Below are 13313 nucleotides of genomic sequence, written 5' to 3'. Positions count from 1 at the left end.
CGGGGCGGGACGGGCCGTGCTCGTCTACGGGCTCGGGCTGCTGGTGGGATACGGGGCGGGGTTCGTGGCGACGTATCTGTTCGGGGTGGGCCGGGCGGCCGGTCCGGGGGACCACCACGGGTCCCCCGAGGGCGTCACACCACGTCGTCCGCCAGTTCCGCCACTCCCGTGATGCGGTGCAGCGGATACGTCCGCACCTCGTCCGCCGTGTGGTCGTACGCCGTGACGAAGCCGCCCTCCACGCGGATCGGGGCGATGACGCGCTGGCTGGCCGCGCCCTCCGCGTTGACGTAGCCGATCCAGACGGCGGCGCCGGTGAGGACGGCGGCCTGGACCGTGGCGAGGGTGTCGGCGGACGTGGTGCGGGGCAGCCCGCCGTCGGCGGGGGCCGGGGCGGCGACGGGCTTGCGCTCGGCCGTGGCGGCCAGGTCCCCCGCCCGGACGGCGCGGACGGCCGCGCCCAGCAGCGTCGCGTCGGGGACGGGCGGCCCGTCGGGGACGGGCGCCGGGGCGGTGCGCGGCGGCGTGCGGTGGGCGTCGGCGCGGCTGACCACCACGTCGCCCTCGGCGGACTCGGCCGCCGGCGCGTACCCCATCGCCCGCAGCCCCTCCAGCAGCGCGTCGGGCGCCACCTGCGCCGCCAGGACCGTCCCGGCGAGGCGGCGCAGCCGCAGCGGCGCCGAACGGCGGTCGGCGAGGATCTCGCCCAGCACCGCCTCGTCGTCGCAGCGCAGGTACGACGACGCCGCGCCGACCCGCAGCCGGCCGTGCCGCCGGGCCACGTCGTCCACCAGATAGGTGAGCGGCTGCGGCACGGGCGTCCGCGAGTGCGCGGTGAGGAACGCGTGGAGATCGGCCGCCGTGCGGCCCGCGTCCAGGGCGCGGCGCACGGACTCGGGGGTGAAGCGGTAGACGGTCGCGCCGCCCTTGGACTCGATGTCCGCGAGCACCGCCAGGGCCTGCGCGAGCGGGCGGCGCAGCGGGCCGGGGGCGACGGCGGTCAGGTCCGCCTGGAGCAGGACGTGGTCCAGCGGTTCGGGGAGCAGCGGGGCGAGCAGGCCGGGGGCCTTGGCGGGGTCGTCGAGGAGGGCCCGGCCGGGCGCGGAGAGCGCTCCCCGGTTCGTCACGCCCAGCAGCTCCGCCTCGGCCAGTGCCCAGCGGGCCAGCCGGGACCGGGTGTCCTCGGGCGCGTCCGGGGCCGCCGCGCGCGGCGGCCGCTCCCAGCGCAGCCGGGTCAGCAGCGTCTCCTCGGCCACGGACGCCCCGGCGGGCAGCCCGGCGAGGAGGGTCAGCACCCGGTGGCGGACCTCGGGGGCGGGGGAGCGGTCGAGGTCCGGGCCGAGGGCGGAGAGCGTCCGGCCCTTGGCGTCCCGCTCGCCCGTGAGGCCGGGCGTGCGGGTCATGGCCAGCCACGCCGTCGCCAGGTGCAGCCAGCGGCGCTCGGCGGGCAGCGGCAGCCAGTCGTCGTAGGCGGGGGTCGGGGCGTAGCGCTCGTCGACGTCGCCGTCGGAGGCGAGCAGGCCCGCCGCGTACGCCAGCTCGGCCCAGAACGCGGCGGCCGTCTCGGTGGTGTCCAGGCGGGTCGCGGTGCGCTTGAGGTCCCGGACGCTCAGGCCGCCCGCGCGCAGCACGAGCGGGCCGGCGGTCTCCCAGTCGGCGAGGAGCTCCTCGACGGTCGTGAGCGCGGTGAACGCCGCTCCGGCGGCGGTCGCGTCGACGACCCGGTCGGAGTGCCCGGTGACGGGCTCGAGCCCGGGCGCGACCGGTTCGGGCGCGTGGTGGGCGCGCCCCGCGCGCAGGTGCAGGGCCACCTCGCGGGGGAGGACGACGCTGCCGGGCGTGACGGTCAGCAGCAGGCCCCGGTCGAGGAGCCAGCGCAGGTGCGGGGCGGGCGTGGCGGTGACCGTGCCGTAGGGCGGGCCCCACTGGAGTCTGCCGAGCACGGCCAGGGACTCGGCGGGCGCGTCGGAGAGCAGCGCGGCCATGCGCTCGCGGTCCTCGAAAAGGGAGGTCAGCGCTGCCACGGCGGTTACCGGGTCATGGGTCGCGGGCAGCCCGGCCGCCGCGATGATCGCCTGGAGCCGGCCCGGCGACATCCCGGCCGACGCCTCGGCGACGCCGGGGCCCAGCCCGGTGGGGGACGGGCGCGCGGCGGTCGGCGCGAGGAGTTCGCGGACGGTGCGGACGAGCCGCAGCCGGTCCTCGCCGCCCCACACCAGGGCCGTCTCGCGCAGCGTGGCGACGGCGCGGGGGAGCTCGGCCGCGATGCGCGGGTCATCCGGTCGGTCGCCGTTCATGAGTGCGGCGAGCGTCCCGTACGGGCAGGGGTCCGGGGCCACGGCCAGCGCCTCGGCGACCTGGAGCGCGAACCGGTCCAGCCGGTCCAGCGCCCGGACGACGGAGGCTCGGGTGGCGGCGCGGGTGGCGAGCTGGGTGAGGTCGCCGGGGACGGGACCGAGCAGGTCGGGCCGGGCGCGGAGGAGGTCGGCGAGGGCGTCGTCGGGCCGCCCCCGCAGCTCCTCGGCGAGTGTGCGCGGCTCCGCCGCCGTACCGCCGCCGGTGCTGCCGTTCTCCCGCGAAGTGGTCATTCTGTTTACGGTACCGGGTCGCCGTGTCGCGGCCCCGGGTTCACCGGCTTCGTCAGGGCTTCGTCCGGGCTTCGCCCGTGACGGGGTGGCGGGGGTGCGGAACCGGTACCTTCGGTGGGGTTCGACGGCTCGTGCGGTCTTGGGGGCTTCGGTGGGGATCGAGAGTGATCAGCTGGTTTACGACTATCTGAGCAGGGTCGGCGACCTCGCCCAGAGACAGTCGCTCACGTCCGGCGACCGGATGCGGCTGGTCTCCCGGCTGCGCGCCGAGATCGAACGCCGCCGGGCGGCCGAGGGCGCCGACACCCCCGCCGCCGTGCAGCGCATCCTCGACGGGCTGGGCACGCCGTCGGAGGCGGTGGCGGCGGGGGCGGCGGCCCCCGCCGCCGACGCGGGCCGGGTGCCGGCGCAGCGGCGGCCGGAGGCGGAGGAGGCGGTGCCGTCCGTGCCCCGGCCGCCCCGGCTGGGCGGGCCGGCGGCGCCGCCGCACCTGGCGACGGAGGAGGAGCTCGGGCCCCGGACGGCGGACCCGGCGGCGGAGTGGTGGCAGGTGCGACCGGGCCCGTTCACGAAGACGGCGGGGACGGAGGCGGGCGGCGGGGACGCCGTGCACGGCTTCACCGGGGGGATCGAGATCCCGGACATGCTGAAGCCGCCGCAGGCGAAGCGGCCGGAGACGGAGGCGGCTCCCGTCACTGCGGCCGAGTCCGGGACGGAGGCCGGCGAGGACGACGCCCCCGGTGACGACCTCGCCGACGACCGCCGCTTCAGCTTCTGGCGCTCCAAGGACGGCGTCCCCATGAGCCCGCTCCTGCTGCTCGTGGCCGTGCTGCTGGTCGCCGGGGCGATCCTCGGCAACTGGCTGGTCCTGGCGGCGGGCTGGGCCCTGGCCTACGCCACGCGCCGCCTCACCCAGACGGAGTCGAAGTGGGCCGTCATGGGCGTCCCCGGCCTGGCGGTGGCCGGCGCGGTTGTCTGGCTCTGGGGCCGCACGGAGGGCCGCTGGGGCGACCCGATACCGCAGGGGGCGATGGCGTCGGCCCTGGCCGAGACGTGGCCGGTGGTGGTGAAGGTGGCGGCGGTGGCGTCGGCGGCGTTCGTGCTGTGGCGGGCGCGGCGGCCGGGGTAGGCCTTTCCGGGCGTGTCGCCCGGGGTGGTCACCCCTCCCACGGCCTCCCCGGCACGATCAGCGGGCCACCCGTCACCGGGTCCGGTACGACCACCGACTCCAGGCCGAAGACCTCCCGCACGAGCTCCGCCGTCACCACTTCCGACGGCCGGCCCTGGGCCATGATCCGGCCGTCCTTCATCGCCACCAGGCGATCCGCGTACCGCGCCGCCTGGTTCAGGTCGTGCAGCACGGCCACCACCGTGCGCCCCCGCTCGTGGTTGAGGCGGCGGACGAGGTCCAGGACCTCCACCTGGTGGGAGATGTCGAGGTACGTCGTCGGCTCGTCGAGCAGCAGCAGATCCGTCTCCTGCGCGAGTGCCATCGCGATCCACACCCGCTGGCGCTGCCCGCCGGAGAGTTCGTCCACCTGACGGTCCGCGAGCGCGGCGACATCCGTGCGGGCCATGGCGTCGGCGACGGCCCGCTCGTCGTCCTCCGACCACTGCTGCCACCACCGCTGGTGCGGCTGCCGGCCGCGGGCGACGAGGTCGGCGACGGTGATGGCCTCGGGCGCCACGGGGGTCTGGGGCAGCAGCCCCAGCGACCGGGCGACCCGCCGGGTCGGGACGCGGGCGAGCTCCTCGCCGTCGAGCAGCACCGAGCCCCGCGCGGGCTTCAGCAGCCGCCCCAGCGCGCGCAGCAGCGTCGACTTGCCGCACGCGTTGGGGCCGACGATCACCGTGACCTCGCCGTCCGGGACGTCCAGGTCCAGGCCCTCGACGACCGTGCGCTCCTCGTAGGAGAGCGTCAGATCCCGGGCGCCGAGCCGACTCGTGGTAACAGTCACGCTTTCCCTCCCGTACGCCCGCGGGCGATCAGCCAGATCAGGTACGGCGCCCCCACGGCCGCCGTGAGGACGCCCACCGGCAGCTGGGTGGGCTCCAGGAGTTTGCGTCCCAGCAGGTCCGCCGTCACCACGATGAACGCGCCCAGCAGCGCCGAGCTCAGCAGCGGGATCTGCGCGGTGCGGGTGACGCGGCGGGCGATCTGCGGGGCGAGCAGGGCCACGAAGTCCACCGGGCCCGCCGCGCCCGTGGCGACGGAGGCGAGGACGACGCCGAGGCCCACCAGCCCCAGCCGGGTGCGGCTCAGCCGGACGCCCAGCGCGGTCGCGGTGGCGTCGTCCAGCGACACCGTGCGCTGCGCCCGCGCCGCCCAGCAGATCGCCGGGAGGGCCGCCAGCAGGGTCCAGGCGAGCGGTGCCGCCTCGTCCCAGCCGCGGGCGCCCAGGGAGCCCGTCAGCCAGACCTTGGCCTGCTGGGCGACGAGGTAGTCGCCCTTGGTCAGGAACAGGTGGGTGACCGAGCGCAGGGCCACGGCGAAGCCGATGCCGATGAGGACGAAGCGCGCGGCCTGGAGCCCGCCCCGCCACGCGAAGGCGTAGACGAGGCCCGCCGCGAGCAGCCCGCCCGCCACCGACAGGTAGGGCAGGACGGAGTACGAGGTGACGCCGAAGGTCATCGCCCCGACGGTGAGCGCCCCCGCGCCCTGGCTGACACCGATGACGTCGGGGCTGGCCAGGGGGTTGCGGGCGACGGTCTGGATGAGCGCCCCGGCCACGCCGAAGGCGGCCCCGGCGAGGAGGCCCACGGTCATCCGGGGCAGCCGGGCGGTGCCCACGGTGAACTCGGCCGGGGACGGCTGCCCGAGCAGCACCTTCAGGGCCTCGCCCGGCGAGGTGTTCGGCATGCCCAGGCACAGGTACGCCAGGCACGCCCCGGCCAGCAGCACGGTCAGCGCCAGGGCGGCGGCCGTGGCGCGCCGGTGGAGGAGGAACGAGCCGCGCCCGGCCCGGACCAGCGTGTAACCGTGGGGACGAGTGGGTATCGCGCTCACGCCGCCACCGCCTTGCGGCGGACCAGCGTCACGAGGAAGGGCAGGCCGAGCAGCGCGGTCATCACCCCGGACGGCACCTCGCCCTCCGTGTAGATCACCCGGCCGAGGACGTCGGCGGTCAGCAGGATCACGGGGCCGAGCAGCGCGGCCATGGGCAGCACCCAGCGGTGGCCGGTGCCGACGAGGGCGCGGGCGATGTGCGGGACGGCCAGGCCCAGGAAGGCGATCGGGCCGGCGGCCGCGACCCCGGCGCCGGTGAGCACGGTGGCGCCGAGCCCGGCGGTGATCCGGACGAGGCCCACGTTGCGGCCCAGGCCCTTCGCCATGTCCTCGCCGAGCGCGAGTGCGTCCAGGCCCCGGGCGGACGCCACCACCAGTACCGCCCCCGCCAGCAGGAACGGCCAGAGCTGGGCGGCGATGGCCGCGTCGCGCCCGGCGATCGAGCCGACCTGCCAGAAGCGGAACTCGTCCAGCGCCGACGCCTCCGTGGTCAGGACGCCGGAGATGACGGAGACCAGCAGCGCGTTGATCGCGGCTCCGGCCAGCGCCAGCTTCACCGGCGAGGCCCCGCCGCGCCCGCGCGTGGCGACGGCGTAGACGGCCACGGAGGCCACCGCGGCGCCCGCGAAGCCGAACCAGACGTAGTCGCTCAGCCGGTGCAGTCCCGCCGCCGTCATGGCGACGACCACGCCCAGCGAGGCGCCCTGGCTGACGCCGAGGACGCCCGGGTCGGCGATGGGGTTGCGGGTGATGCCCTGGAGCGCGGTGCCGGCCAGGGCGAGGGCCGCGCCGACCATCACCCCGATCAGGGTGCGCGGCACACGGAAGCTGCGCACGGTCACGGAGTCGGGGTCCGTGCCGCCGTGCAGCAGTGCGTCGAGGACGTGGGAGGGGGCCACCGGGCGGCTGCCGACGGCGAGGCTGAGCAGGGCCGCGACGAGCAGGGCGGCGACCGCTGCCGCCATCCAGCCGACGCGGCGGCGGACCGAGGACGGTCCGGGGCTGCTGATCGGGACGGCGGCTGACATCGCTTCCAAAACGGCCGGCCTCAAAAAGGTCGGCGGATAGATAAACCGGCATTACGGCCATGGCGGCCCCAATGCCGCGAACGGCTGTGGTTAGGCGAGGCTAAGTGTACGGGTGGGGTGCTTGGCACAATGTGGGGCATGACCCCGTATCCGAGCACGACCCCGCGCACGGACCACCGGTACACCTTCACGGTCGGCTTCGACCTCGACCTGACCCTGGTCGACTCGCGGCCCGGCATCAGGGCCGCCTACGCGGCGCTCTCGGCCGCCACGGACACCTACATCGACCTCGACCTGGTCATCAGCAGACTGGGCCCGCCGCTCGTCGAGGAACTGCGCAACTGGTTCCCGGAGGAGCGGATCGCCGAGGCCAACGCCCTCTACCTGGCGGGCTACCCCGAGCACGGCATCGCCCCCTCGCCCGCGATGCCGGGCGCGCTGGACTCCCTGGCCGCCATCCGGGAACTGGGCGGCCGGTCCATCGTCGTCACCGCCAAGAACCCCCGGAACGCCCGGCTCCATCTGGACCACCTGGGCATCGACGCCGACGAGCTGATCGGCGACCTGTGGGCCGAGGACAAGGCCCTCGCCCTGCGCGCCCACGGCGCCTCCGTCTACGTCGGCGACCACATAGGGGACGTGCGCGGCGCGCGGAAGGCGGGTGCGCTCGCGGTGGCGGTGCCCACCGGGCCATACGACGTGGCCGAGTTGCGCGCGGCCGGGGCGGACGTGGTCCTGCCCGGCGGCCTGACCGACTTCCCGGCCTGGCTGCGTGGCCACCGCGCCCACCGCGCCCGCCCGGCGGACCGGCTCGCGGACTAGCCCGCGGAACCCGGCGCGGACTCCATCGCCCCGCGCGCCTCGCGGCGCTGCTCGGCGATGGAGCGCAGCACTCCGGCCCCGGAGATCAGGAATCCCGCACCCATCAGCATGCAGACGAAGTACGCTGCGGGCGGCAGGGGATCGGCGCCGAGGAACAGCGGGGCGACCGTGGCCAGAGTGGCCACCGCACCGACCAGAAAGACGACGGCACCGGTCCGTACCAGCAGATCCCCGGCTCGGGGCGTTTCGCTACTCACCTGACCAGGGTAGATCCCAGGGCGGCGGTATGGCGGCCGGATGACGGCGAACAGATCGGACGCGCAGAGGTACGACCCGAGGACGTCTTGTCACCGGGCCCGGGACCATTAGCCTTGGGGGTAGCGGGTCTTGCGGCCCGCTGTAGTGCTATCCAGAGCTGTTTTTCTTTTGATTGCAGCGATTTTTCGTTTTTTTCGGTATCCGACGAGACACGAGGACGAGGACAGACGTGCCTACCGGCAAGGTCAAGTGGTTCAACAGCGAGAAGGGCTTCGGCTTTCTCTCCCGCGACGACGGCGGAGACGTCTTCGTGCACTCCTCGGTGCTCCCGGACGGGGTCGACGCCCTCAAGCCCGGCCAGCGCGTGGAGTTCGGCGTGGTGGCCGGCCAGCGCGGTGACCAGGCGCTGTCGGTGACCCTGCTCGAAGCCCCCCCGTCGGTCGCCGCCGCGCAGCGCCGCAAGCCCGACGAGCTGGCCTCCATCGTCCAGGACCTCACCACGCTCCTGGAGAACGTCACCCAGCAGCTCGAGCGCGGCCGCTACCCCGACAAGGCCTCCGGCTCCAAGATCGCTGGCATGCTGCGCGCCGTCGCCGACCAGCTGGACGTGTAGGGCCGCACGCCGCGCAGGGCTACACGAAGTCGAGCGCGTCCGGGCCGAGGGGAGGCACGAGCCCCTCGGCCGCGGCGCGGGTCAGCAGCCCGCGCACGGCGGCGTAGCCCTCCTCGCCCAGGCCCGCGGTGAACTCGTTCACGTACAGCCCGATGTGCTGGTCCACCACCGCCTGGTCCATCTCCTGGGCGTGCGCCAGGACGTACGGGCGGGAGGCCGCCGGGTCGTCCCAGGCCATCCGCACCGAGGTGCGGGCCGTCTCGGCCAGCTCCCGCAGCCGCTCCGCGCCCAGCGAGCGCTTGGCGATGATGGCGCCCAGCGGAATGGGCAGGCCCGTGGTGCTCTCCCAGTGCTCGCCCATGTCGGCGAGCTTGCGCAGCCCGTAGTCCATGTAGGTGAAGCGGGCCTCGTGGATGACCAGGCCGGCGTCCACCTTGCCGTCCCGCACGGCCGGCATGATCTCGTGGAAGGGCAGCACCACGACCTCCCCGACCCCGCCGGGGATCTCGGTGGCCGCCCACAGCCGGAACAGCAGGTACGCGGTCGAGCGTTCGCTCGGCACCGCCACCGTCCTCCCCGTCAGGTCCGCCGGGTCCGCCGCCTCCCGGGTCAGTACGAGCGGGCCGCAGCCGCGCCCCAGCGCCCCGCCGCAGGGCAGCAGCGCGTACTCGTCCAGGACCCACGGCAGCATCGCGTAGGACACTTTCAGGACATCGAATTCACCGCGTTCGGCCATGCCGTTGGTGATGTCGATGTCGGCGAAGGTGACGTCCAGGGCGGGCGCGCCGGGGATCCGGCCGTGTGCCCAGGCGTCGAAGACGAAGGTGTCGTTGGGACACGGCGAATAGGCGATCTTGAGCGGCGCGCTCATGTCAGCCCCCCTGGGCAGGCAGCGAATCGGGCAGCGAATCGGGCAAGGAATCGGGCAGGGAATCCAGTACGGGAAAAAGCTTTCCGAAGGCGCCGGTGAGCGCGCGCAGCGCCTCCCCGATGCGCCAGGCGCCCTTGTCGCGCGGCCCGACCTCGTTGGACACCGCCCGCAGCTCCAGCACGGGCACCCCGTGGGCCGCCGCGGCCTCGGCGACGCCGAAGCCCTCCATGCCCTCGGCCACCGCGCCCGGGTGACGGGCCACCAGCTCCCCGGCCCGCTCCGCGGTGCCGGTGGCGGTGGACACGGTCAGCACCTCGCCGCGCACCGCGCCGGTCGCCCCGGCCACGGCCCGGACGAGCTCCTCCGCCGCCCGGTGGGCGTGCGAGCCGAAGCCCAGCTCGGTGACCGACAGGAAACCGCCGTCGCCGGACTGGGCGCCCAGGTCGGCGGCGACCACCGCGTCGGACACCACCACGGCGCCGACGGGCGCGACGGGCGCGAAGCCGCCCGCGATGCCCGCGGAGACCACCAGGCCGTAGGGGTCGCCCGCGAGCGCGGCGGCGGTCAGCGCCGTCGCCGCCCCGGCCGCCGCGGCGGCCGGGCCGACACCGGCGGCCAGCACGTCGCACACCACCGCGCCGCCGCCTCGCACCACCCGGTGCAGCACGGCGCCGCCGGGCAGCGGGAACTCCCGCCGGCCCGGCGCGGCGGCGGTCACGGCGTCACGTTCCGCCGGGACGGCGGTGACGACGAGGACACGCATCGGTCGCGGGGTCAGGACTCGCGCTCGACGGTGAAGTTCCAGACGCCCAGGGCCTTGCCCGTGCTCACCTCGACGATGCTGACCTGCGTCTTGGCAGCGGCACCGCCCTGGCCGCCGGCGAAGAAGGCGCTGGCCGGAATCGTCCGGTACGTCTTCTTGTTCGGCTCCTGCTCGGCGGGCTGGCCGTTGATGAAGATGGTCCAGCCCTCGTCGGCGATCTTCGGGTCGACGCCGAAGCGGAGCTTGTCCTCCATGGACGCCTTGACGGTCTCCCCGGCGCTCTCCTTGAGGCAGGAGGCGACCTTCTCATTGCCGAGGGAGTTGCCGTCGTCGTAGCAGGCGGCCTCGGAGGTCACCGTGGTCGAACCGACGGTCACGGTCGCCAGCGGCGTGGGCTTGTCGCAGGCGGTGAGGGCGACGAGCCCGAGGGCCACGGCGCCGACGGCGGCCGCGGCACGGCGGCGCTTGCCGCGGCCGGGCTCCTCGGGGGCGCGACCCGACACCGCGAGGTCATCAGTAACGGTCATGCGGGCAGGCTATCGGGCCCCTCGCATCAGGCCACGCGCGGGTGCGGCGAGCCGCGCCGGGCGGCCGTCAGCAGCCCCCGTACGGCAGTGGCCGCCCCCAGCGCCAGGAACGCCGCCGCCACCGACATCCCCACCACCCCATTGAGCGGCAGCAGGATCCCGATGGCCCCGCCCACCACCCAGCACATCTGCAGCAACGTCTCCGAACGGGCGAACGCCGACGTCCGCACCTCCTCCGGCACATCCCGCTGAATGAGGGAATCCAGCGACTGTTTCCCCAGCGCCTGCGAGATCCCCGCCACCGCCGCCACCACGACCACCAGGAACGCCCCGAACAGCGCCGCCGCCACGATCGTCGTCCCCAGCGTCACCGACAGCACCAGCGCGATCGTCTTCTCCGGCCCGCGCGAGCGCAGCAGCGCCGCCATGGCCGTCCCCAGCGCGTTCCCCGCGCCCGCCGCCACGGCCACGACACCCAGCGAGGCCGCCGGACCCAGCCCGCCCAGCGGATGCACCCGCAGGAGGAACGCCAGGAAGAACGTCAGGAACCCCGACAGCATCCGCAGCGCCCCATTGGCCTGGAGCCCGTGCACCACCGACGCCCCCACCGTGCGCAGCCCGGGAGCCCTCGTCCGCCCGCGCTTCCCCCGCCTCCTGCTCCGGTGCTCCGGCGAGGTCAGCCGCGCCCGCGCCTCACCCTTGGCCGAGTCCACCTTGGGCGGCAGCGAGAACGACAGATACGTCCCGAACGCGAAGACCACACACGCCCCGTACAGCGGCCATTGCGGCCCCAGCTGATGCAGCCCCGCGCCCAGCGGGGCCGCCAGGCCCGTCGCCAGCAGGCCGCCCAGCGTCACCCGGGAATTCGCCTTCACCAGCGCGATCCGCGGTGGCAGCAGCCTCGGCACCACGGCCGAGCGCACCACCCCGTACGCCTTCGACGCCACCAGCACCCCCAGCGCCGCCGGATACAGCTCCAGCCCGCCGCTCGCCACCGCGCCCGACATCGTCAGCGCCAGCACCGCCCGCGCCAGCATCGCGGACGCCATCGCCGCCCGCCGGCCGTGCGGCACCCGGTCCAGCAGCGGACCGATCACCGGCGCCAGGAAGACGAACGGCGCCATCGTCACCGCCAGGTACAGGGCCACCCGCCCCCGCGCCTGGTCCGTGGGCACCGAGAAGAAGACGGTGGACGCCAGGGCGATCGTGATCAGTACGTCACCGGCCGAATTCACCGCGTGCAACTCGATCAGCTTGCCCAGACCCGACTCGCCCGCGCCGTGCGCGTGCGTCGCCCGGCGCACGCCCCGCGCCGCACCCCGGAAGGGAGCGCGCAGCACCCGGCCGACGCCCCGGGCCGTACGGCGCAGCGGACCGCCTTCGGCTGACCGGATGGCTCCCACCACGCCATACTGCCCCAACTGACACCCCGCATGGCACTTTCGCGGTATCCACGGGGCGCGCCCACGACGACGCGCGAGGCCCGCCCACCACGACGCGCCGGGCCCGGCCACGACGACGCGCGGGGCTCGCCGAAGCCCGGGTATCCCCCGGGTGGCCGCGCGGGGTAGCGTGCGTAGCGCGCCACCGGCCGCAGCTCCTGGCCGCACCCCGAGTCCCCATCCCGCAGAATGGGTGATGACAGGTGCGCCCCAGGCCGTCGGGCGCGGACGTCGACGCGGCCCAGCGGTCCGCTCCGTCCGCGTGCCCGATCGTTCGGCTGGCGCACTCGTGAGACGGCGTGGAAGAGAGAATCGATTCTTGTGAGTGCTGCGATGCGAAGCCGTACCCCGGACCGCCTGTGCGCCGAGGCGGTCGAACTCGCCCGGGCGGCCGCCGAGGAAGCGGCCCGGCCGGGCAAGGTCGGTGACCACGTCGAGGTCGTCGCCGACGGGGACCGCGTCGTCACGCACTACTTCCTCTGCGAGGACCCCGGCTACCGGGGCTGGCGCTGGGCCGTCACCGTCGCCCGCGCCTCCCGCGCCAAGATCATCACTCTTGACGAGACCGTCCTCCTGCCCGGCTCCGACGCCCTCCTCGCCCCCGAGTGGGTGCCCTGGAGCGAGCGGCTGCGCCCCGGCGACATGGGCCCCGGCGACCTGCTCCCCACCGACGCCGAGGACCTGCGCCTGGAGCCGGGCTTCATCGGCGAGGAGACGCCCCCGCCGAACTCCGCCGTCTCCGAGGAGATGGCCCAGCTCGTCGAGGCCGAGGACGCGGACGTCACGGCCGGCCCCCCGCGCGACCTGCCCACCGCGCCCCGGCGCGGCTCCATCTCGGCCCTCGCCGAGGAACTCGGCATGCGCCGCGCCCGGGTCCTCTCCCGCTACGGGCTCCACACCGCCGCCGACCGCTGGGACGAGTCCCACGGCTCCAAGACCCCCATGGCCCAGGCGGCCCCCGCGTCCTGCGTCAGCTGCGGCTTCCTCGTCCCCATCGGCGGCTCGCTCGGCCAGGCGTTCGGCGTCTGCGCCAATGAGTTCGGGCCGGCGGACGGGCACGTCGTCTCCCTCTCGTACGGGTGCGGCGGCCACTCCGAGGCGGCCGTGATGCCGCGCCCGCCGCGGCCGGCTCCGCCGGTGATCGACGAGACGCGGGTGGACGTCCTCTCCCTCCGGGAGGACGACACGGCGGGCACGCCGGAGTCCGAGGACGACCTCGGCCACTCCTGAGCCTTTCGGCTGCCCCGCCGTGGGGGTTTTCCGCGCCTTCGGCGCGGTTCTACCCCACCCTCCCCCAGCTACCGCTGGGAGGTGCCCCAGCCCGATTACCCGGAAACGGATTCCCCGGCCAAGGACTGGCCGCGGTCGCCCACCGGCGGGAGGGGGCGGGGCGG

At 75.2% G+C, this 13313-nt stretch carries 13 protein-coding genes; 4 read left to right on the top strand and 9 right to left on the bottom strand.

The window, feature by feature from the left end:
• Positions 1-134: 134 nt before the first annotated feature.
• Positions 135-2588 carry a helicase C-terminal domain-containing protein gene (locus tag K6I33_RS20690; protein WP_229354889.1) on the bottom strand — a complete coding sequence of 818 codons (2454 nt, stop codon included), beginning with the start codon at positions 2586-2588 and terminating at the stop codon, positions 135-137.
• 151 nt (positions 2589-2739) lie between these two features.
• Here K6I33_RS20690 and K6I33_RS20685 point away from each other — a divergent pair, with 151 nt between their 5' ends.
• Positions 2740-3717, top strand: coding sequence for a hypothetical protein (locus tag K6I33_RS20685; protein WP_229354887.1), 978 nt, complete (start codon positions 2740-2742; stop codon positions 3715-3717).
• Positions 3718-3745: 28 nt separating this feature from the next.
• Here K6I33_RS20685 and K6I33_RS20680 read toward each other — a convergent pair whose 3' ends face one another.
• From K6I33_RS20680 to K6I33_RS20670, 3 genes are read right to left on the bottom strand one after another with little or no spacing between them, the layout of a single operon-like run.
• Positions 3746-4546: an ABC transporter ATP-binding protein gene (locus tag K6I33_RS20680; protein WP_229354885.1), complete on the bottom strand. Its 801-nt coding sequence runs from the start codon at positions 4544-4546 to the stop codon at positions 3746-3748.
• Positions 4543-5595, bottom strand: coding sequence for an iron chelate uptake ABC transporter family permease subunit (locus tag K6I33_RS20675; protein WP_229354883.1), 1053 nt, complete (start codon positions 5593-5595; stop codon positions 4543-4545). Before K6I33_RS20675 ends, K6I33_RS20680 begins: the two co-directional genes overlap by 4 nt.
• The gene (locus tag K6I33_RS20670; protein WP_229354881.1) at positions 5592-6623 is read right to left on the bottom strand and encodes an iron ABC transporter permease; all 1032 of its coding nucleotides are present in this window, start codon (positions 6621-6623) and stop codon (positions 5592-5594) included. The genes K6I33_RS20675 and K6I33_RS20670 overlap by 4 nt, the downstream gene beginning before the upstream one ends.
• A gap of 129 nt (positions 6624-6752) precedes the next feature.
• On the opposite strand from K6I33_RS20670, the gene K6I33_RS20665 reads away from it, so the two are divergent.
• Complete coding sequence (locus tag K6I33_RS20665; protein WP_374285382.1) at positions 6753-7445, top strand: HAD family hydrolase; 693 nt, start codon at positions 6753-6755, stop codon at positions 7443-7445.
• On the opposite strand, the gene K6I33_RS20660 is transcribed toward K6I33_RS20665, so the two are convergent.
• Positions 7442-7702, bottom strand: coding sequence for a hypothetical protein (locus tag K6I33_RS20660; RefSeq protein WP_229354877.1), 261 nt, complete (start codon positions 7700-7702; stop codon positions 7442-7444). The two genes, K6I33_RS20665 and K6I33_RS20660, sit on opposite strands and share 4 nt — an antisense overlap.
• Before the next feature lie 230 nt (positions 7703-7932).
• Between K6I33_RS20660 and K6I33_RS36055 the strand changes: the two genes are divergently transcribed.
• Positions 7933-8316, top strand: a complete 384-nt coding sequence (locus K6I33_RS36055; protein ID WP_308297247.1) for a cold-shock protein — start codon at positions 7933-7935, stop codon at positions 8314-8316.
• Positions 8317-8335: 19 nt separating this feature from the next.
• Here K6I33_RS36055 and K6I33_RS20650 read toward each other — a convergent pair whose 3' ends face one another.
• The 4 genes from K6I33_RS20650 to K6I33_RS20635 are packed head-to-tail and all read right to left on the bottom strand — an operon-like array spanning position 8336 to position 11880.
• Entirely contained in the window at positions 8336-9187 is an 852-nt protein-coding gene (locus K6I33_RS20650) for a 1,4-dihydroxy-6-naphthoate synthase (RefSeq protein ID WP_229354875.1), read from the bottom strand.
• Between the two features lies 1 nt (position 9188).
• The gene (locus tag K6I33_RS20645) at positions 9189-9950 is read right to left on the bottom strand and encodes a futalosine hydrolase (protein WP_229354873.1); all 762 of its coding nucleotides are present in this window, start codon (positions 9948-9950) and stop codon (positions 9189-9191) included.
• A gap of 11 nt (positions 9951-9961) precedes the next feature.
• Complete coding sequence (locus tag K6I33_RS20640) at positions 9962-10477, bottom strand: DUF2771 domain-containing protein (protein WP_229354871.1); 516 nt, start codon at positions 10475-10477, stop codon at positions 9962-9964.
• 26 nt (positions 10478-10503) lie between these two features.
• On the bottom strand, positions 10504-11880 hold the full coding sequence (locus tag K6I33_RS20635) for an MFS transporter (RefSeq protein WP_229354869.1): 1377 nt from the start codon (positions 11878-11880) through the stop codon (positions 10504-10506).
• Positions 11881-12252: 372 nt separating this feature from the next.
• Between K6I33_RS20635 and K6I33_RS20630 the strand changes: the two genes are divergently transcribed.
• A complete protein-coding gene (locus tag K6I33_RS20630; protein WP_229354867.1) occupies positions 12253-13149 on the top strand; it encodes a DUF3027 domain-containing protein in 897 nt (298 codons plus the stop codon).
• The last annotated feature ends 164 nt before the right edge of the window (positions 13150-13313 follow it).

The sequence above is a fragment of the Streptomyces sp. UNOB3_S3 genome (assembly GCF_020740895.1).
In the GTDB taxonomy this organism is placed as follows: domain Bacteria; phylum Actinomycetota; class Actinomycetes; order Streptomycetales; family Streptomycetaceae; genus Streptomyces.
This window is presented reverse-complemented; position numbering and strand designations above follow the sequence as displayed.